General features: G+C 33.0%; 18 protein-coding genes. 16 read left to right on the plus strand and 2 right to left on the minus strand.

The window, feature by feature from the left end; translation table 11 throughout:
• On the plus strand, positions 1-747 hold the full coding sequence (locus C6H18_RS02430; protein ID WP_104721521.1) for an SDR family NAD(P)-dependent oxidoreductase: 747 nt from the start codon (positions 1-3) through the stop codon (positions 745-747).
• Here the strand turns inward: C6H18_RS02430 and C6H18_RS02435 are convergent.
• The gene (locus tag C6H18_RS02435) at positions 744-1,424 is read right to left on the minus strand and encodes a metallophosphoesterase family protein (RefSeq protein WP_104721522.1); all 681 of its coding nucleotides are present in this window, start codon (positions 1,422-1,424) and stop codon (positions 744-746) included. The two genes, C6H18_RS02430 and C6H18_RS02435, sit on opposite strands and share 4 nt — an antisense overlap.
• 2 nt (positions 1,425-1,426) lie before the next feature.
• Entirely contained in the window at positions 1,427-3,010 is a 1,584-nt protein-coding gene (locus C6H18_RS02440) for an inorganic phosphate transporter (protein ID WP_104721523.1), read from the minus strand.
• Positions 3,011-3,216: 206 nt separating this feature from the next.
• Here C6H18_RS02440 and flgH point away from each other — a divergent pair, with 206 nt between their 5' ends.
• The 15 genes from flgH (at position 3,217) to C6H18_RS02515 (ending at position 19,397) form a co-directional block, all read left to right on the plus strand.
• Positions 3,217-3,927 carry a flagellar basal body L-ring protein FlgH gene (gene flgH, locus C6H18_RS02445; RefSeq protein ID WP_199770107.1) on the plus strand — a complete coding sequence of 237 codons (711 nt, stop codon included), beginning with the start codon at positions 3,217-3,219 and terminating at the stop codon, positions 3,925-3,927.
• Positions 3,928-3,981: 54 nt separating this feature from the next.
• Entirely contained in the window at positions 3,982-5,454 is a 1,473-nt protein-coding gene (thrC, locus tag C6H18_RS02450; RefSeq protein WP_104721525.1) for a threonine synthase, read from the plus strand.
• Entirely contained in the window at positions 5,451-6,338 is an 888-nt protein-coding gene (gene glyQ, locus C6H18_RS02455; RefSeq protein ID WP_104721526.1) for a glycine--tRNA ligase subunit alpha, read from the plus strand. Before thrC ends, glyQ begins: the two co-directional genes overlap by 4 nt.
• A complete protein-coding gene (locus C6H18_RS02460; protein WP_104721527.1) occupies positions 6,316-7,062 on the plus strand; it encodes a Nif3-like dinuclear metal center hexameric protein in 747 nt (248 codons plus the stop codon). The genes glyQ and C6H18_RS02460 overlap by 23 nt, the downstream gene beginning before the upstream one ends.
• A gap of 19 nt (positions 7,063-7,081) precedes the next feature.
• Positions 7,082-7,795: a zinc ribbon domain-containing protein gene (locus C6H18_RS02465; RefSeq protein ID WP_104721528.1), complete on the plus strand. Its 714-nt coding sequence runs from the start codon at positions 7,082-7,084 to the stop codon at positions 7,793-7,795.
• A gap of 6 nt (positions 7,796-7,801) precedes the next feature.
• The gene (gene waaA, locus C6H18_RS02470) at positions 7,802-9,031 is read left to right on the plus strand and encodes a lipid IV(A) 3-deoxy-D-manno-octulosonic acid transferase (protein WP_104721529.1); all 1,230 of its coding nucleotides are present in this window, start codon (positions 7,802-7,804) and stop codon (positions 9,029-9,031) included.
• Positions 9,018-9,803, plus strand: a complete 786-nt coding sequence (locus C6H18_RS02475; RefSeq protein WP_104721530.1) for an RluA family pseudouridine synthase — start codon at positions 9,018-9,020, stop codon at positions 9,801-9,803. The genes waaA and C6H18_RS02475 overlap by 14 nt, the downstream gene beginning before the upstream one ends.
• A gap of 63 nt (positions 9,804-9,866) precedes the next feature.
• Positions 9,867-10,784, plus strand: a complete 918-nt coding sequence (locus C6H18_RS02480) for a branched-chain amino acid transaminase (protein WP_104721531.1) — start codon at positions 9,867-9,869, stop codon at positions 10,782-10,784.
• A 12-nt stretch (positions 10,785-10,796) separates the two neighbouring features.
• Positions 10,797-11,873 (plus strand): prohibitin family protein, encoded by a 1,077-nt coding sequence (locus C6H18_RS02485; RefSeq protein WP_104721532.1) that lies wholly within the window; start codon positions 10,797-10,799, stop codon positions 11,871-11,873.
• Between the two features lie 2 nt (positions 11,874-11,875).
• The gene (gene hisIE / locus C6H18_RS02490) at positions 11,876-12,553 is read left to right on the plus strand and encodes a bifunctional phosphoribosyl-AMP cyclohydrolase/phosphoribosyl-ATP diphosphatase HisIE (RefSeq protein WP_104721533.1); all 678 of its coding nucleotides are present in this window, start codon (positions 11,876-11,878) and stop codon (positions 12,551-12,553) included.
• A 4-nt stretch (positions 12,554-12,557) separates the two neighbouring features.
• Positions 12,558-13,097, plus strand: coding sequence for a DUF2393 family protein (locus tag C6H18_RS02495; RefSeq protein ID WP_104721534.1), 540 nt, complete (start codon positions 12,558-12,560; stop codon positions 13,095-13,097).
• Positions 13,097-14,017: a 4-hydroxythreonine-4-phosphate dehydrogenase gene (pdxA, locus tag C6H18_RS02500; RefSeq protein ID WP_407645594.1), complete on the plus strand. Its 921-nt coding sequence runs from the start codon at positions 13,097-13,099 to the stop codon at positions 14,015-14,017. The genes C6H18_RS02495 and pdxA overlap by 1 nt, the downstream gene beginning before the upstream one ends.
• 244 nt (positions 14,018-14,261) lie before the next feature.
• A complete protein-coding gene (locus tag C6H18_RS02505; RefSeq protein ID WP_104721536.1) occupies positions 14,262-16,556 on the plus strand; it encodes a dynamin family protein in 2,295 nt (764 codons plus the stop codon).
• Positions 16,549-18,573 carry a dynamin family protein gene (locus C6H18_RS02510; protein ID WP_104721537.1) on the plus strand — a complete coding sequence of 675 codons (2,025 nt, stop codon included), beginning with the start codon at positions 16,549-16,551 and terminating at the stop codon, positions 18,571-18,573. Before C6H18_RS02505 ends, C6H18_RS02510 begins: the two co-directional genes overlap by 8 nt.
• Positions 18,574-18,584: 11 nt before the next feature.
• The gene (locus C6H18_RS02515; RefSeq protein WP_104721538.1) at positions 18,585-19,397 is read left to right on the plus strand and encodes a J domain-containing protein; all 813 of its coding nucleotides are present in this window, start codon (positions 18,585-18,587) and stop codon (positions 19,395-19,397) included.
• Positions 19,398-19,405 lie beyond the last annotated feature (8 nt).

Here is a 19,405-nt window from a genome sequence, read left to right on the forward strand (position 1 = left end):
ATGGTGGTTTTTATAACAGGGGCATCAGCTGGATTTGGAAGAGCGATTGCAAAAAGATTTGCCCAAGATGGACATAAAATTATTGCCCTAGCAAGACGCAAAGAAAGATTGGAATCTCTGCAAGAAGAAATACAAGAATGCTTTATAATCCCTTGTGATGTTTGCGATAGGAAAGGTTTGGAACATCATCTTGCTTTTTTGCCCCAAGATTATCAAAATATTGATGTATTAGTCAATAATGCAGGACTTGCTTTGGGGCTAGAGGGTGCAGATAAATGTGATTTTGCGGATTGGGTGCAAATGATTGAGGTGAATATTAAGGCTTTGACTTCTGTTACGCATTTGGTTTTGCCGCAAATGGTAGAGAGGAGAAGTGGGCATATTGTTACTTTGGGTTCTATTGCGGGGAAATATCCCTATCCGGGTGGTAATGTATATGGTGCTAGTAAAGCCTTTGTGAGACAATTTGCGCTTAATCTTCGGGCTGATTTAGCTGGGACTTGTGTAAGGGTAACTGATATACAACCGGGGCTTTCAAGTGATAGTGAATTTTCTTTAGTGCGCTTTAAAGGAGATGTTCAAAAAGTAGAATCACTTTATAAAAATTCTAATGCCTTAAAACCAGAAGACATTGCGGAAGCTGTTTATTGGGTTACTACTTTGCCTAAGCATATAAATATCAATACTTTAGAGTTAATGCCAACAAGCCAAAGTTTTGCTCCGCTAAATGTATGGCGTGAGGATTAGCCACAATAGTTTTGCTGAAAAACTTTTTTAGAAGGCCACTCTAGTGCTGTAAGGGAAGCTGTTGTATAACGTTGGTGATAGACACAGCCTGTATCAATGGCAGCAAAATTATGAGTAATCATCGGTGTGATTTGCACATCGTGTCCAAAAACATTAAAAACCCCATATTTTTTGTTGCTTTCTTTTTCTAAATCGTGCATTTTCATACGACTCCAAGTTATCATATCTGCCTTTTTCTCTCTATCTTTGTAATAGGGTAATCCAAATCCGTGTGTGATAAAGAGTTTTTGTCCTTTTTCATCGAGAATGGGTATTTCAAGGAATCTAGGAAGCTCTAAAATCCATTCTAAATGTTCGTGAATTTTTTTAAATCCTCCATTTCTTTGATAGCTCTCCATAGTCTCATAGCCACCATTATTAATCCAATTTTTCTCATATCCCTTTGAGGGGATGGCGTGATAATACTCTAGCATTAATTCTTCGTGATTCCCTAGTATTGCTTGGAAATTATGTTGAATGACTAAATCAATAACTTCACAAGATTTATCGCCTCTATCAATTAAATCCCCTGTAAAAATAATCTGTGATTCCCATTTTTGGGGTAATTGTTCAATAAGAGCTATAAGGGTATCAAAGCATCCATGAACATCACCGATTAAATATAAGGGTTTTTCCATAATTACAATCCCAAAGTGTTAAGAAGAAAATAAAGTATTCCTCCAATAATAGCAGAAACAGGAACGGTAATAAGCCAAGCAGAGATGATTTTGTTAATCGCTGAACGTTTTACTAATTCTTCTTCATAAGCTTTTTTAAGCTGTTTTAATTCTTTTTTCTTAAGTTCTGGCAGTTGTGTATTTTGTTTTGCTCTCTTTTTGTCAATACTTTTTAGGATAGAGGCTTTTCTCTTAACAGAGGATTGTTTGAATTTTTCTAAAAACTCTTTGATTTTCTCTATATCTTTCTCTTTATAAGAAGCTAAGATTTTTAATTCCATCTTTTTATAACGTTTCTTAAGATATTCTCTTAAAAATCCTACTCCAAAAATCGCTCCAATGGCAATATGTGTGGAGCTAACAGGCATTCCAATCTCTGATGCAATAAGCACGGTTAAAGCAGCACTCATTGCGATACAAAAGGCACGCATTTGATCTAAATCTGTTATTTCATTGCCGACAGCTCTTATGAGTTTGGGTCCAAAAAGTGCTAAACCAATGGAGATTCCAAGCCCTCCTAAGAGCATAATCCAAAAAGGAGTTTTTATGCTACCTTGTATTTCTAAGTTTGTCCTTAATGTATCATTAATAGCCGCTAAAGGTCCAATAGCATTTGCCACATCATTAGCCCCGTGTGCAAAGCTTAAAAGTGCCGCAGCAAAGATTAGAGGAATAGTGAAGAGCTTGCTAATCTCTTCTTTTTTGTTTTCCATTTTTTCTAAAGTGTTGCGTATTATTGGGCTAACGACAAAAAAGGTAATAATGGCTAAACTAAGGCTTATAATGAGAGTAGTCAATGAATCAAGAGTGATAGCTTTTTTAAGACCTTTGTTGATAAGATAAAGGCTGAAAGCCCAAGCCATAAAGGCGATTAAATAAGGAACAACTTTTTGAGCTGCTATTTTTTTATTTTGTTTATAGGTAATTGTGCTTTTAATAAAAAATAACAAAATAGCCGCAATAATTCCCCCTGCAATTGGAGAGACTACCCAACTTAGAATAATTTTGCTTAATTCCCCCCAATTTACGACACTAAAACCACTAGCAGCAATTCCAGCACCTAAGACCCCACCTACAATAGAATGTGTGGTAGAAACTGGGGCGCCAATCATTGTCGCAAAATGTAGCCACAAAGCACCAGAGATGAGTGCGGCTAACATTAGAGTAATGAAAACTTTTGTATCCCCGATATTTTCAAGTGAGATAATATTTGTCCTTATGGTATTTACAACTTCTCCACCAGCAATTAATGCTCCAGAGATTTCACAAATTCCGGCAATCATAATAGCACCTGCCATTGTGAGGGATTTTGAGCCTACGGCAGGTCCTACATTATTTGCCACATCATTAGCCCCGATATTTAAAGCCATATATCCTCCAACAATAGCTGTAAAACCTAGAAGCAAAGGATTAGAAATATTATCACTATAATAGAGTACCATTGTGATGATAAAAAGAATAAAGAGTGTGAGAATACCAAAGTTTCGAATATCTATACGATTTATTCTGAAGGCTTTGTTGAGTTTTGAAATATCTTTCATTTCCATTGTTGCATACTTTAAGTGATTAAATAGTTTCGAGATTGTATCTATAAAATCTTTAAAATTTAGATAAATAGTTTTTATTATTTATGCTTGTTTTGTTAAGGATTTATTAAAATGTGGAATATGCTTTGCTTTAAGATATTTTTGAAATTAGGGCTTGTTTTAAGTACTTAAATTAAGGATATGTTATGCAATTTCAAAAGGCAATAATGCAAGGTTTGTTATTCTTTGGGGTAGGTTATATGGTTATTTTGAGTGGTTGTGCAACAACAGAACCGCAAATTTCCTTTAAACCTCCTGTGTATGTTGAAGAGCTACCTCCACGCGAAGAAGAAGATAATTTTGGGAATCCCGGAAGTATCTTTGGGAATGGAGAGAATGCTTTATTTTCTGATAGAAGAGCTATGCAACTTAATGATTTAGTAACAGTAATTATTAATCAAACAGCTCAAGCAAGCTCAACAGCTAATAAAAACCTTAATGAAACCTCTAGCGCAACATTAAACGGACCTAGTTTAAGCTATGCTGGTTCAAGTTCTAGCATAGGAAACCTTGTTAATAGCATTAACAATGCCACAGGCTTTGGGATAAATTTTGGAAATAATACTTCAACTTTTGCAGGAACAGGCACTCAAAATAGACAAGAAACCTTTACCACTACTATTGCTGCAAGGATTATTAAGGTTATGCAAAATGGGAATTATTTTATTGAAGGAAGCAGAGAAGTGCTAATTAATGGGGAAAAACAGATAATTCGTTTAAGTGGAGTTGTGCGTCCTACGGACATTGCTAGAAACAATACTATTCAATCACAATTTATCGCTGATGCAAAAATTATGTATGATACGCAAGGAGAACTTAAAAAGAGCACCCAAAAAGGTTGGGGAAGCCAACTTATAGAATCTCTATGGCTTTTTTAGGGTAATTTATGGGAATCTAAGATACAATACACGACTTTTTTGAAAAGGATTTGTGTGCAGTTACGAAATTTTGTTGGGACTAGAGGAGGTGATTATTCTGTTAGTTTTAAAGATTCTGTATTAAATCCCAATGCTCCTTATGGAGGGCTTTGGACTTTAGAGGATTTACCAAAGTTTTCAGACAATGAGATGCAATCTTTTGTAGGGATGAGTTATGAGGATTTAGCGAAAAAAATCTTTGAAAGTTTAGGTTTAGATATAGATAAAAATCTTTTGCACAATGCCTTAGCACTTTATAAAAAGTTTGATGATAAAAATACACCCGCCCCGCTTTATAAAATCAATAAGAATTTAAGTATCCAAAAACTTTATTGCGGTCCAACAAGGGCTTTTAAAGATATGGCATTACAACCCTTTGGGGAAATATTTAGTGCTTTTTTGAAAGATTCTTCTAAGGAGTATCTTATTCTAGTCGCCACAAGTGGAGATACGGGACCCGCAACTTTAGAGAGTTTTGCTAATAAGGACAAAATCAAAGTAGTTTGTCTTTATCCAGAGGGTGGCACAAGCGAGATTCAACGACTTCAAATGACAACCATAGCGGCAAAAAACATCAAAGTAATAGAAATAAAAGGGGACTTTGATGATGCGCAAAATCTCCTTAAAGAACTTTTAAAGGATGGGCAGTTTCTTCAAAGATTAACTCAAAATAACTTAGCCTTAAGTGCTGCAAACTCTGTTAATTTTGGACGTATTGCCTTCCAGATTCTTTATCATATTTATGCTAGCTTACAAAGCTTTGCTTTGCATAAAAAGAAAACTCATATTATTATTCCAAGTGGAAATTTTGGCAATGCCTTAGGGGCTTTTTATGCTAAAAATATGGGATTCCCAATAGAGAAAATTTGGATTGCTTCTAATGCTAATAATATTCTAACAGATTTTATAAAGAGCGGAGTTTATGATATTTCACACCGAATTTTGCAAAAAACTTATTCCCCTGCTATGGATATTTTAACAAGCTCTAATATAGAACGCGTTCTTTTCTTTCTCTTTGGGAAAGATAGAACCAAAGAGCTTATGGAAGATTTACAAAAGCATAAAAAATATGCCTTAAATCAAGAAGAATTAGAGATATTACAGACTTATTTTGAAGCAACTTATTGCGAAGATTCTTATTGCTTGGAAAAAATTAGGGAATATGTTAATGCGGGTTTTATTATAGATCCCCATACAGCCTGTGGAATAAAAGCTTATGAAGCCATCATAAAAAGCGATAATGAAGCTATTTGCATACTCTGTTCTACTGCAGAATGGACAAAATTTGCTAAGACTTTATCTAAGGCTTTAGGAATAGAGAGTTTAGGGGGTAAACAATCTTTAGAGGTAATTGCGAGTAAATATTCCCTTGCAATATCTCCTAATATTTTAGGGCTTTTTGATAAAAAAGAAGTGCATACACAAGGTATGCCTAAAGAGAATGTTAGAGAGAGTATTTTAGAGTGGTTGGAAGGGAATGGAGAATGATCTATTTTTCAGATATTTTATTGAAGCTGCAACAATTTTGGAAAGAACAGGGTTGCTTAATCTTGCAACCCTATGATATTCCAGCAGGAGCAGGGACTTTTCACCCTGCAACTTTATTGCGAAGTTTAGATTCTAAGCCTTGGAATGTGGCTTATGTTGCACCCTCTAGGAGACCAACGGATGGAAGATATGGAGAGAATCCTAATCGCTTGGGAAGTTATTATCAATTTCAAGTATTAATGAAGCCTAATCCTTCAAACATTCAAGAGCTTTATTTAAGGAGCTTAGAGTATTTGGGATTAGATTTAAAAAACCATGATGTTCGTTTTGTAGAAGATAATTGGGAATCTCCAACTTTAGGAGCGTGGGGATTAGGTTGGGAGATTTGGCTTGATGGAATGGAAATTACGCAATTTACTTATTTTCAGCAAGTAGGAGGGATACCTTGCGAACCCGTAGCAGTAGAGATTACCTATGGAAGTGAGCGACTTGCTATGTATCTGCAAGGTGTTAAAAATGTTTTTGAGATAGCTTGGAATGAATCTTATACTTATGCAGATGTGCATTTACAAGCAGAATATGAGTTTTCAAAATACCATTTTGAAGTAGCAGATACCACAATGCTTTTTGAGTTTTTTACTAAAATGCAAGAAGAGGGCAAAAGGGCTTTAGAGGCTAAATTACCTTTACCTGCTTATGATTGTGCGATGTTTGCTAGTCATTTATTTAATATTCTTGATGCTAGAAAGGCTATTTCTGTTACAGAGCGTCAAAATTATATTTTAAAGATTAGAGATTTAGCTAAAGCTTGTGCGATGCTTTATAAAGAGCAAGAACAAGAAAGAGTAGAACATTTAGAAAATGCAAAAAAAAGTCAAATTTAAAACCCAAGAACTTCTTGAGTTTTTGGAGAGTATTACCCCTTTTAGTTATCAGGAGAGTTGGGATAATTCTGGTTTAATTGTTGGAGGTGTTCAACAAGGGTTTAACAAGATTTATTTATCCTTAGAAGCTGATAGAGAAGTTTTAGAATCTTTAGAAGAAGATTCTTTGCTCATTACGCATCATCCTTTGATTTTTTCTCCTTTAAAACAATTTACCGATGATACTTATCCTACTTCTTTAATCAAATTAGCCCTCAAGAAAAATATACAGCTTCTTGCTATGCATACAAACTTTGATAAGACGCATTTTGGGAAATATATTGTTGAGAATATATTGGGGATTAAAGAATATTTTCAAGAGGGATTTATTATGTCTTTTGAATGGGAAGGCGATTTTTGGGCATTATGCCAAAGTATTAAAGATAAAATGCAAATTAAGCATTTAAAGGTTACGCAATCTTGTAATAAAAATTGCCAAAAAATTGCTTTAGTAACAGGAAGTGGGGCTAGTTTTATCCATTCTTTAAAGGGGATAGATTGTTTTATTACAGGGGATATTAAATATCACGATGCAATGATAGCCTTAGAGAGAGGGATACATTTAATAGATTGCGGACATTATGAATTAGAGTCCTATTTTGGTGAGATTTTATTCCCAATTTTGACAAAAAAGGGCTATGAAGCTATAATAACCAATTCAAAAAATCCCTTTAATTTTGTCTAAATTTAATTTTGGAGTTGCTATGAATAAACATTTAAGTCAATTGATAAAGATTGCTAATCTTGATAAAGAAATTGATTCTTTTGAGCCAAGAATCCAAGAAGCTAAGAAAGAGTTAGATATTCTTTTGGGGCAGGAAGAGCAAATTAATAGCGAAATTGAAGCTTTACAAGCTGCTGCTAAAGATATTTCCCTCTCCATTGGAAAAAATGAAAATCATTTACATGAACTTTCTTCTAAGCTTGAAGAGATTGCAAAAAAACTTAAGCTTATTAAAACAGAAAAAGAACATAAAGCGTTAAATTTAGAAGAAGAATTAGCCAAAGAGCAAATAACTTTTGCCAATGAGGAGATTGCTCGATTAAATACACTTTTAGAGAGCAAAAAAGATGCCATTAATGTTTTAAAAGAAAAGATTGAAAGCAATAAGGCAGAGCAACAAGCTATTGAATCTAAGGTGCAAGGAGAGGTAGAGAAGGTAAAAGCAGAGCAAAAGGAGGTTTTTTCCCAGAAAGAAAAACTTGTTATCAAAATGGATCAAAAAATTATTTCTTTTTATGAAAAGATTAGAAGATGGGCAAAAAATACGAGTGTTGTTCCTATTTCCAGACAAGCTTGTGGGGGTTGTTTTATGCGTATTAATGACAAAGTTTATTCCGATGTTATTCGCTCCGATGATATTATTACTTGTCCCCATTGTGGGAGAATTCTTTATAACCAAGAAGAAAATGCTTAGTGTTTAATGTATCTTTTTATTTTCTGTTACTATATTTTAGTGTCTTTAGCACATTTTTGTGCTTTACCTATTCTTTTTTTATTATCTTTTAAACCCAAGTATAAACATTCCCTTAAGAGACGTTTTTTTATTCCAGAGTTTTTGAAAGAAACTGCAGATATTTATTGGATTCACGCTTGTTCTTTTGGAGAGATAAAGGCATTGCAACCTCTTGTAGAATCTTTAGAGAAAACTCTAAAAGATAATGAAAAGATTTTATTAACCACTACAACACAAACAGGATTTGCCTTAGCAAAAGAGAGCTATTCTAAGTGCATTGTGCATTATTTGCCTTTTGAGAGTTTTATCCCTTTTTGGATGTGGAATCTTTCTCTTAAAATGCTTGTGCTTTTTGAAGCAGAATTTTGGTTTATGCCTGTTTTTTGCGCTAAAAAAAAGGGTGCAAAAACTTTTTTAATTAATGCAAGAATTTCTTCTTTTAAAAAATACCAAAAAGGAATTTTTTTTTATAAGCGATTTTTTTATTATATTGATAAAGTTTTTTGTCAAAAAAAAGAAGATAAGAGAAATTTTGAAGCATTGGGTGCTAAAGATGTTGAGGTATATGGTAATTTAAAGCTTTATATTAAGCCACAAGTTACTCAACAATATTCAGCCCCAAATCAAAAAATATGGGTTATTGCAAGTACGCATCAAAAAGATTCTGTATTAGAGGAAGTTTTGATTTTAGAGGCTCTTTTAAAGGTATTGCCTAAAAACCTTAAAAGTTGCCCTAGAATCCTTTTTGTGCCTCGACATTTAGAGAGGATTAAGGGCATTCAACAAGCATTAGATGCTATTTTAAAATCTCATAATCTTCCCAATTTGGTTTTAGCTTCAGAAGTAGGAATAGAAAAGTCTTTGCATTCTCCCTTTGTTTTAATAGATAAAATGGGTGTTTTAAATAATCTTTATGCTTTAGCAGAATTAGTTATTTTAGGGGGAAGTTTTTTAAAAGGCATTGGAGGGCATAATCCTGTAGAACCAGCTTTTTTTAAAATAAAACTTATTAGCGGTCCTTATATTTTTCACCAAAGAGCCTTATTTAATTGTATCCAAAATTATGTTTTATGCGATATTTCACAATTAGGAGATGTGCTTTTACAAGTAGATTGTTTATATCCTTCTTGTATTGTTAAGAAAATAAAAATCGCTAAAATCATTCAAGCATTGCGAGGTGTTAATGAAAACTCATAAGAAGATTAGGCAAACTTCGTCTAAAATTGTAGCCAACGCTCAAAAAGCCTATAAGCTGTTAGCGTTACAAGAGGGTATTTCTAATAATGAAGCCAAAGAGCTTATTGATAGAGGATTGGTAAGTATTCAAGGGAAGCGATTGGGGATTGCACGTTCTTTGCTTAATCCACAAGTAAAATTCCAAATTCAAAAGGTTTTACCCACTAAGATACTTTTTGAAGATGAGAATATCCTTGCGCTTTGTAAGCCTGCATTTTTGACTTCAGAAGAAATTGTAAGAAGATATTCAGGGTGGAGTTTATTGCATCGTCTTGATAGGGAGACAAGTGGAGTTTTGCTTTTGATAAAAAGAGATTCGAGTTTTTATTTTAAAGCAAAAGAAGCTTTTAAGCAACAGCAGGTTTTCAAAGAATATATTGCTATTGTAGAGGGGGTGATTGAAGAAGAATGTGAGATTGAACTTCCTTTGATTGTGCAAAAGGGCAGGTTTGCTAAAGTGATAGTTGCAAAAGGTGGATTGAGGGCTTATAGTAAAGTTACTCCTTTAGAAATTGAGAATAAGAAAACAAAAATAAGCATTAGAATAACAACGGGTAGGACACATCAAATAAGAGTGCATTTAGCCCACATTAAGCATCCTATTCTTGGGGATACTTTTTATGGAGGGAAGCCTTTTAGACGCATAATGTTACATGCGTATAAAATTGCTCTTTTGGGGTATGAATTTGAGGATTTACCCCCACAAGATTTTATTTTTAAAAGCAATCTTTAAAAATGAAGTTTTAAGGCAGTATTGGCTATACTTTCTTGTATTTCTTAAACTGGAGAATCATTAATGAAGGAAGCAAAATCAATCTGGATGGATGGAGAGATTGTTCCTTGGTCTGAAGCAAAAGTGCATATCTTAACTCATACTTTGCATTATGGCAATGGCGTGTTTGAAGGAACTAGAGCTTATAAGACTGATAAGGGAATGGCAATTTTTCGTCTCAAAGAGCATACTAAAAGACTTTTAAATTCAGCAAAAATTGTTGCAATCCAAACCCCCTTTACGCAAGAAGTGCTAGAGAAAGCCCAAATTGAACTTTTAAGGGATAATCATTTTACAAGTAATGCTTATATTAGACCTTTGATTTATCTAGGTTATGGTGTAATGGGTGTTTATCACAAACAAGCTCCTGTTAAAGTTGCTATTGCTGCTTGGGAATGGGGAGCTTATTTGGGTGATGAAGGTTTGCAAAATGGTATTGCCATTAAAACTTCTTCTTATACAAGAAATTCTGCTAGATCTCATTTTGGTAAAGCAAAAGCTGTGGGGAATTATCTTAATTCTCAAATGGCAAAGTTTGAAGCTATTGAATGTGGTTATGAGGAAGCTTTGCTTTTAGATGATTGTGGAATGGTGGCTGAAGGAAGTGGGGAATGCTTTTTTATTATAAGAGATGGGGAAATTATTACCCCTCCTCATGATTCTTCTTTGGAATCTATTACCCAAAATTCTGTTATTACTCTTGCAAGAGATTTAGGATTTAAGGTAATTGAGCGCAATATTACACGCGATGAGGTTTATATTGCCGATGAGGCATTTTTTACTGGAACTGCTGCTGAGATTACTCCCATTTCGCGATTAGATAGTCGCATTATCGGAAATGGTGGGAGAGGGAGAATAACAAAAATCCTTCAAGAATCTTTTTTTGATATTGTTTATGGACGCAATTCAAAATATAGCCATTGGCTAACTTATGTTGATTAAGAGAGGTTATTTATGCCAATTGATTTAAATGAGCATTTAAGACAGAAAAATAAAAATTATAAATCCCAGCAAGAAAATGGAGGGAATGGTAATAATGGTGGAGGCAATCGTAATTTTCAAAACTACTCCAAAATGCCATCTTTTAATATGCCAAGTGGTAAGAAAATGGCAGCAATTTATGTGCTAATTATTTTGATTGTTTTATTGTTCTTACTTAAACCTTTTGCGATTATTAATAGTGGTGAAGTAGGGGTAAAAATTACTACAGGGGAGTTTAGTCCTACCCCATTACAACCGGGTATTCATTTTTTTATCCCGGGAATTCAGAGGATTATTCCTGTTAATACTAAAGTTAGAATTGCTGAATTTATAAGTGCCGAAGCTTCTATTTTTAGAGGTAGAGATGAAGGAAGTTTGAAAAATCAAGCTATTAATGTTTTGGATTCACGGGGCTTATCTGTTTCAGTGGAATTAGCAGTCCAATATCGCTTAGATCCTCTAAGTGTGCCTCAAACAATAGCAACTTGGGGGCAGAATTGGGAAGAGAGAATCATTACCCCTGTTATCCGTGAGATAGTGCGTAATGTTGTAGGGAGTTTTCCAGCTGAAGAATTACCCACAAAACGTAATGAAATTGCTGCCCTTATTGACCAAAAATTTAGAGAAAACATTGAGGGCTTAAAGAATCGTCCCGTAGAGTTAGTCTCTATCCAATTAACAGAAATAGTCCTTCCTATTGCCATTAAAGAGCAAATTGAACGCGTGCAAGTAGCAAGACAAGAGGCAGAGAGGGCAAGATATGAAGTGGAGAGAGCAAAACAAGAGGCAGAGAAAAAGGCTGCTTTAGCTAAGGGGGTTGCAGATGCTACAATCATAGAAGCCGATGCACAAGCAAGGGCAAATAGGCTTATTAGCCAAAGCTTAAATGGCTCTCTTTTGCAATTACGACAAATTGAAGTGCAAGGTAAATTCAATGAAGCCTTGCAAGTTAATAAGGATGCAAAGATTTTCTTAACTCCCGGTGGTGCTACTCCTAATATTTGGCTGGATTCTAAAGATACACAAAGAGCAACCTCCATAGGGCAGTAGCAGTGAAAGATTTAGAAACAATTGCTTGGGATAAACTCAATGGCTTAATTCCAGCGATTATACAAGATTATGCAAGCAAAGAAGTTTTAATGTTGGCTTTTATGAACAAAGAAGCATTAGAGCTTAGTTTAAGCACAGGTTATGCGCATTTTTACTCCCGCTCTAAAGAGAGAATTTGGAAGAAAGGCGAACAAAGCGGACATATACAAAAGATTCATCAAATTTTTTTAGATTGTGATAAAGATAGTGTTTTATTAGAAGTGGAACAAGTAGGTGTGGCTTGTCATACGGGCAATAAAACTTGCTTTTTTAAGCCTTTAAAGGGTTCTTCTTCTGTTTGTGAAACCCTGAATACGCATCTTATTTATGGAGTTGTCGATAGGCTTTATCATATACTTTTAGAAAGAAAAGATGCGGATTCTAAGACTTCTTATACCGCTTCTCTTTATCAAAAGGGTGAAAATACCATCGCAAAAAAAATCCTTGAAGAAGCAGCGGAGTTTGGATTTTCTATAAAAGATAAAAACAAAGAAGACATTGTTTATGAGGCGGCAGATTTGCTTTATCATTCGTTAGTAGGACTTGCGTATTGTGATGTGAATCCAGATTTAATTAGACAAGAGCTTATAAGACGTTTTGGCTTAAGCGGAATAAAAGAGAAGCAATCAAGGAGTCAATGAGTTTATGGATATTGCTTCGCTCAAAGCCATTATTGCTTCTTTTATTGATTTTTTTGATTATTTTTCTCTACCGGATTATTTGCTATTAACCAGTGGATTTTTGGTGCTTTTGCTTTTATTATTGTTGTTTATTGCATTGCGTTCTTATCCTGTGGTAGCTTTTGTAGTATTTTTGGCTGGTTTGATTTTGTTATTTTTATCTCCGTTGATTTATCAAGTCTTAATGGAGGATATTATTAGAAAGACTGAAATTACTCTTAAATTTAATCACAAGATGCACTATGATGATACTTATTTTATAGAAGGAAGTCTTGTTAATAAAGGAATCATTAAATTTAGGGGTTGTGTTATTTCAGTGAATTTTATCCCTAAGGGTGTTAAAAAACTGCAAAGCCTAAGATATGAGGTTAAACCAATCCATAGGCATTTGCAGGTTTATAAAAATCCTTTAAATATTGATGAGCAGTTAGATTTTAAGATTCTTATCCCATCTCCTAACACGAAAGTTTTATACTATTTAAACACAAAAGGTAGTTGTTATTGATAAAAATTGCTATTAGTGTTGGAGATATTAATGGGGTGGGTTTAGAGATTTTATTAAAAAGTCATAAGAAAATTTCAAAAATTTGCAAACCTATTTATTGTGTCGATAAGAAACTCTTAGGACAAGCCGCAGAGGTTTTAAAGCTAAAAATTCCTAAGAAACTCTGCTGTATCACTCCTTGCTCTCCTATACCCCATATTCAACCTGCGTGTGTTACTAAGGAGAGTGGAGAATATTCTTATGCAAGTTTTTTAAAGGCTTTAGAATTAGTAAGGGAAAAGAAAGTGCAAGCTATTACAACCTTGCCTATTCACAAAAAAGCTTGGCAGTTAGCTAATATCCCCTATGCAGGACATACCGAAGCCCTTAGAGATATTTTCAAGCAAGAAGTGATTATGGTTTTGGGGTGTAAGAAGCTATATATGGCTCTTTTTAGTGATCATATTCCTTTAAAAGAAGTTTCAGGGAAAATAACTTTTGAATCTTTGTTGAATTTTTTATTGCAGTTGGCTCCTTTTATCCATAAGCCACCTTGTGGGGTTTTGGGGTTAAACCCTCACGCCGGAGATTTTGGTGTATTGGGGGATGAAGAGGAGGTTATTGGACAAGCTATTAAAAAAGCGAATGCTCTAATAGGCGAAGAAAGATTCATAGGTCCTTTAGTGCCAGATACCGCATTTATTGATAAGCATTGGAATTATTATGTAGCTATGTATCACGATCAAGGATTAATTCCGCTTAAAATGCTTTATTTTAAAGATAGTATTAATCTCACATTGAATTTGCCCTTTATTCGCACATCAGTTGATCACGGGACTGCTTTTGATATTGCTTATTGTAATAAGGCATATACTAAAAGCTATATCAATGCCATTAAGGAAGCAATAAAATATAGTTTTCCTAAAAAATCTTCTTTTTAATGGTTGTGGGTGGCTTAAGATTCTTATAGCATAAAAAGGAAGGGATAAGATATAAAACATTAAAATAACAGAAAGTATCCAAAATGAATACAAGTGATCATTAATGTTGCTTGAAGATTGATTGGTAATTTGTATTAAAGATATATCTATTGCTAATGCGTGGAACTAAGGGATATTTTGTTATATTTATGGTCTTGGTTGGAGAATTGGTTTTTAAGTGGAATACTATTTGAAGTGAGGTGTTATGGAGGAGTTAGAGGAGTTTTTCAAAGAAGTATATCCTTTGAAGAATCTATATATTATTGATTCTAATCTTGAAAGTAGTAGCGATAGAGTAGCCATTCTTTTAAGCTTGGATGCCAAGAATTTTGCTATTTTTTGGGAAGTTCCTGTTTTATTACAAATTTATAAACGATACTTAAAAGAAACTATAAGCTATAAATTGATTTTACAAGTGCAGTTTGGGTTGTGTTTGCAATTACAGCAAGAAAGTGTTTCTAAAGAATTTGTAGAAACTATTTTGGCGAAATTTAATATTCTAAACCAAAAAGGATTGATTGAAAATAAACATTTTTTAAAAATGCAAGGTTTTCTTCAAGCTATCTTAGACAATAAAAGCAATGCTAAAGAGCCTAAAGTAAAATCTTCTATGGAGTTTCAAAATTTCTTTGATGAAAGCTTAGAGATTCTACAAAATCAAGCTAAAAAGATAGTAGCTAGTGATAGCACTATGGAAAAAGAATTTGAAGTTTTACTCCAAAGAGCAAAGAATAGACATTTTTCTATCGGGGTAAGTGGAGTTTTAAGCTCTGGTAAAAGCACGCTTTTAAATGCTTTATTGGGTAAGGAGATTTTAGGGAGTTCAACGATCCCAGAGACTGCAAGTTTAACGATTTTAAAATATGGTGCAACATCTTATGCAGAAGTTACTTTTTGGAATAAAAGAGAATGGGAACTTCTCCAACAAACTTTTGATTTAGAGATTTTAAATGCGTTAAAAGCTATCCCTAAATTTACACAAAGCCTACAAGAACATATATTACAAGATTCTAAGAATATGCGGATTTCTTTAGAAGAATTGCCTGTTTTTACCTCCGCTAACCATAAAGATAAATTATGTAATTTAGTAAAAACTATTACCCTCTTTACGCCTTTAGAGATTTTAAAAAATAATGTAGAAATTGTGGATACTCCTGGTCTTGATGATCCTATTGTCCAAAGGGAGGAGATTACTAAGAATTACATTAAAAAATGTGATTTGCTAATTCACGCTATGAATGCTTCACAAAGTGCTACACAATTGGATATGGATTTTATTTTGCAAACTTTAGAAACTACCAATATCTCCAGACTTTTGATTGTTTTAACGCACGCTGATTTGTTGGAGCAGAAAGAATTATATGCAGCTTTGGAATATACTCAAGAGAGCGTTAAAAAGCAGCTTTTAGAGGTTATAGATAAAGAAGGATTTGATTTGTTTATGGAACGTTTAGACTTTATTTATCTCTCTAGCTATCCTGCTTTGTTATCCCAAATAGATCCTAAGAAAGCTAGTGAATTAGGGTATAGTTTAGAATCCTCTAATTTTCAAGCTTTTAAAGATTATCTTAATCAAACTCTTTTAGGGCAAGATAGTTTTCAATCTAAGGATATTATTTATGCGCTTACGCAAGGATTTATAAAGATTGTTAAACAATATAAAACCTACTTGTCGTTGCAAAAAGAATTGCTATTTGCAACAGAAGATAAAATGCAAAAAGTTCTTTTAGAAGCAAAAGAGGAGAAACGAAAGGCTTTAGAATCTTATAGGCTAAAAGAGCAAAATTTGCAAGAATCCAAAGGGCAAATGCAAGAATATTTAAAGAGCTTAAAAATATTCCTTACGCAAAAATTAGAGGAAGCGCAAAATATCCTTATCCAAAGACTCTTTGATGATATAATGTATGATTATCAAAAAAACAAGATTCCAAGCAATGAGAGACTAGAGAATATTTTAAACCAAGGATTAAAGGATTTTTTAGTGGATATTTTGCGCCAATACCAGCAAAATTTGGCTAAAAAAATTCTTCAGATTCAAAATAAAATGCAGATTTTAAAAGATGAACAACAACTCATAAAGTTTCATTGGAATGAAAGTGTGTTAATAAAGACAAAAAAGCAAATTTTAAACCCTATTATCACCCAACTCCCCCAATATAATAAGAATCAACCAAGTTTGCTTTTAGAGATGTTGCATTCAGTATTTAAAGTAGGATTTGAAAGCTTTATTGAAGATATTTTAACGCAAAGTTATAGTCTTCAAGACGAACTTATTTTAAGGTTTGATAATACTTTAAAAGATGTTTTTGATGCAATGAGTAAAGATATAGCTACAAAAGATGAAATTTTGAATAAATCTTTAAGTGAAAATAAATTTACCCAAGAACAGAAGGCATTAAAGCACAAAGAGTTTAATACCCTAGAGGAACTTCTTGATGAATCTTTAGAGATTTTTAGGGCGTTGCAAATCTATGCAACAAGGAGTAAAGGCTATGCTTGAAGTTTATATGCAACAATGCCAAGAGATTTTAGAGGCAAATGCCAAAAAGACTCCTTTGCAAAAATTTATTTTTGAGATTTGTGAAAACTTAAATCCTAATGATTATTCTTTAGAGTTTATCCAGCAATTGCAAAATCAGCCTAAAGAGCCTTTGCAAATTGCTGTTATAGGACAATTTTCAAGTGGCAAAAGCACTTTTTTAAATGCGCTTTTAGGACAAAGTATTTTGCCAACAGGTGTTACCCCTATTACTTCTAAAGTCTGTAAAATCTGCTATGGAGATGAGTATATCTTAGAGGTTTTATATAAAGATGGTAGGAGGTTTTTGCACGATGTTGAATTCTTTCAATCTCTAGGTAGGCAAAATTCTGAAGATGTGGATTATTTTTGCCTTTATGCTCCTCTTTTATTCCTTAAGGGTATGAATTTTTTAGATACTCCGGGTTTCAACTCTCAAAATTCTGAAGACACTTTAGTAACGCAGAGGATATTAGAAAATGTTGATGGGATTATTTGGCTAACTTTAATTGACAATGCAGGAAAAAATAGTGAAAAACTTTTGTTAAAAGAGACGATAAAGCATTATGCACAAAAAAGTCTTTGCGTGCTTAACCAAAAAGACAGATTGAAAAATGAAGAAGAGATACAAATAAGCGTAGCTTATGCACAAAATGCTTTTGAAGGGATTTTTGCTAAAATCATTCCTGTGTCGGCTAAAGAAGCTTTAAAGGCGAGATTGAACACTGAAAAGAAAATTTTAGAGAGCTTTTTTTTAAAAATTAGTCATCATATTACCAATTCCCCAAAAACTCAAGAATCTTTGGATCTTTTTGAAGATTATTATAAGAAAAAAAAGGAAGGTATTGAAAAAGAAATTTCTTCTTTAAAAGAAAATGAGAGCTTAATGGAGGAGTCTAATATGCCTTTAATTTTTGATTTTTTTAACGAAATTATTAAGCCACAAGCCAATATTACAAAGGAATATGGTGTTTTAAGGAAGCTTAAAGAAATGCATATAAGGTTGCATTTGCAATATCATAAAATTTATCTTTGTTATGGAAAGTTGCAAAAAATTCTAAACAATCATTATGAAAATACTTCTTTACAATGTGCTAAACATCAAGAAGAGGCGCAAAAGAAATTTAATGATATTTATAGGAGTTTAGATTTACTCCTTGATTCTTTGGCACAAAAAATTTATACCAGTTTAGAAAAGACACATTTCTCTTATGAGATAAAACAAAAAGGCATATTTACTCAAAAGATACATAAACATAGCAAAGAAGCTTTTATATTACCCCTAGAACAACTACAAATTTCTTTGCAAAATATTGACACCCAGCTAGTGAAGGATTTTAAAGCTCTAAGTGTGCAAATTCGAAATTTCTATGGAATGATTTTAGGCTTTATTACAGAGTTTTCTAATGCGCTTAAGGCAGAAATACAAATATGGATAAATAAGGAGATAAAAAAACAAGAAATTTATAAGTATGCCCCAAATAACCAAGCTTTAAAGGATTTGGAAGAGTTTTCACAAAACCATTACGAAAAAATTTTAGCAGACTTTTTTAGCAATGATTTAAAAGTAACTTCTTATTTGCAAAGTGAGTTATTCTTTCTTAGTCATTTTATGAGCGTTAATTATAATAATTGCATTTTTTTAGTGCTAAATACTTTGGATTTGAAAATCAAAAATGCTTTGCAAAAATTTCAAGAAAACCCTATGGAGTTTGCACTTTTTGTCCCAACCTTAGAAAATATTCGTGAGGTTTTAAACTCGGCTTTTTGTTTTGAACAATTCCAAGCAAGGCTTTTTGGTCCTATGAATCTTTTGAAAAAAACTTATTCGCAATTTAATGCTAATCTTCAAGAGGTTGTTGAAGACAAAATAGCCAATATTGAAAGCGAGAAATTTAAAATTAAAGAAGAAATACATACAATTTCAAAAAATTTAGGCAAAATTTCAGAGTTTTCAAAATGGAACTTAAGTTGCTTTGAAAATGCAAAGACGGATTAAAGGATAATGGTATGAAAGTAGAGCTCTTAGAGCCATACATTCAAGTTAGCATAGAAAAAGAATCACAATTTTTAAAACGGGCGGTAGATTTTGCTTATAAGCATTTTTCAAAGGCTTATCGTTTATCAAGCTCTGTTTTAATCTTAGATGATGGAGAACGTTATAAGAAAAATTATTTTTTGAATTGGGCATATCATGTTGCTATGCAAGATGAATGCAAGAAGCAAAGTGAGAAGTTTGAGACTATCTTAGATAGTAGTTATCTACCCATACGCATTAAAATGGTAGAAAATAGGGCGATGTTAGAGTATATTATTGTTTCTTTACAGATTCTTCAAAGCAATGTGAGTAATTCTCAAGTTTGTTTGAAACTAAATCGCTCTAATCGTTTAGCAAGACGTTATTTGACTTCATTTTTTCAAGATTTTTTAATTAGCTATACAAAAAAGGAGATTTTTTTAGATTCAAGCAGTCCTTATTTTTGGGAGAAACTTATTACCATATTATCCGTTAAAATTATCCATAATATCGTGCTTGATTTTGATTATGAGACTTTTAAATCTCATAATACTTTTGAATGTTTTGAAGAATATTTAACACAAGAGGAGAAAATACTTAAAAAAAGTTATAAAATTCTAGGTTGTAGTTATAATGATACTTTTGAGATTATCAAGAATCGTTATATCGAATTAGCAAAGATTTATCATCCTGATAATGTTTATGGACAAGATGGTAAAATTGTCGAGGGTTATGCAGAAAAGTTTAGGATTATCAAGGAAGCCTATGAAAATATCAAGAGCAATTTTAGAAGAGTAGCTTATTAAGGAGAGTA

This window comes from Helicobacter mesocricetorum (genome assembly GCF_900198605.1).
GTDB classification, from domain to species: Bacteria; Campylobacterota; Campylobacteria; order Campylobacterales; family Helicobacteraceae; genus Helicobacter_D; species Helicobacter_D mesocricetorum.

Coding starts and splice junctions, on each gene's coding strand:
- C6H18_RS02430 (WP_104721521.1), top strand. CDS start 1: ATGGTGGTTTTTATAACAGGGGCATCAGCTGGATTTGGAAGAGCGATT.
- C6H18_RS02435 (WP_104721522.1), bottom strand. CDS start 1,424: ATGGAAAAACCCTTATATTTAATCGGTGATGTTCATGGATGCTTTGAT.
- C6H18_RS02440 (WP_104721523.1), bottom strand. CDS start 3,010: ATGGAAATGAAAGATATTTCAAAACTCAACAAAGCCTTCAGAATAAAT.
- flgH (WP_199770107.1), top strand. CDS start 3,217: ATGCAAGGTTTGTTATTCTTTGGGGTAGGTTATATGGTTATTTTGAGT.
- glyQ (WP_104721526.1), top strand. CDS start 5,451: ATGATCTATTTTTCAGATATTTTATTGAAGCTGCAACAATTTTGGAAA.
- C6H18_RS02460 (WP_104721527.1), top strand. CDS start 6,316: ATGCAAAAAAAAGTCAAATTTAAAACCCAAGAACTTCTTGAGTTTTTG.
- C6H18_RS02465 (WP_104721528.1), top strand. CDS start 7,082: ATGAATAAACATTTAAGTCAATTGATAAAGATTGCTAATCTTGATAAA.
- waaA (WP_104721529.1), top strand. CDS start 7,802: ATGTATCTTTTTATTTTCTGTTACTATATTTTAGTGTCTTTAGCACAT.
- C6H18_RS02475 (WP_104721530.1), top strand. CDS start 9,018: ATGAAAACTCATAAGAAGATTAGGCAAACTTCGTCTAAAATTGTAGCC.
- C6H18_RS02480 (WP_104721531.1), top strand. CDS start 9,867: ATGAAGGAAGCAAAATCAATCTGGATGGATGGAGAGATTGTTCCTTGG.
- C6H18_RS02485 (WP_104721532.1), top strand. CDS start 10,797: ATGCCAATTGATTTAAATGAGCATTTAAGACAGAAAAATAAAAATTAT.
- C6H18_RS02495 (WP_104721534.1), top strand. CDS start 12,558: ATGGATATTGCTTCGCTCAAAGCCATTATTGCTTCTTTTATTGATTTT.
- C6H18_RS02505 (WP_104721536.1), top strand. CDS start 14,262: ATGGAGGAGTTAGAGGAGTTTTTCAAAGAAGTATATCCTTTGAAGAAT.
- C6H18_RS02510 (WP_104721537.1), top strand. CDS start 16,549: ATGCTTGAAGTTTATATGCAACAATGCCAAGAGATTTTAGAGGCAAAT.
- C6H18_RS02515 (WP_104721538.1), top strand. CDS start 18,585: ATGAAAGTAGAGCTCTTAGAGCCATACATTCAAGTTAGCATAGAAAAA.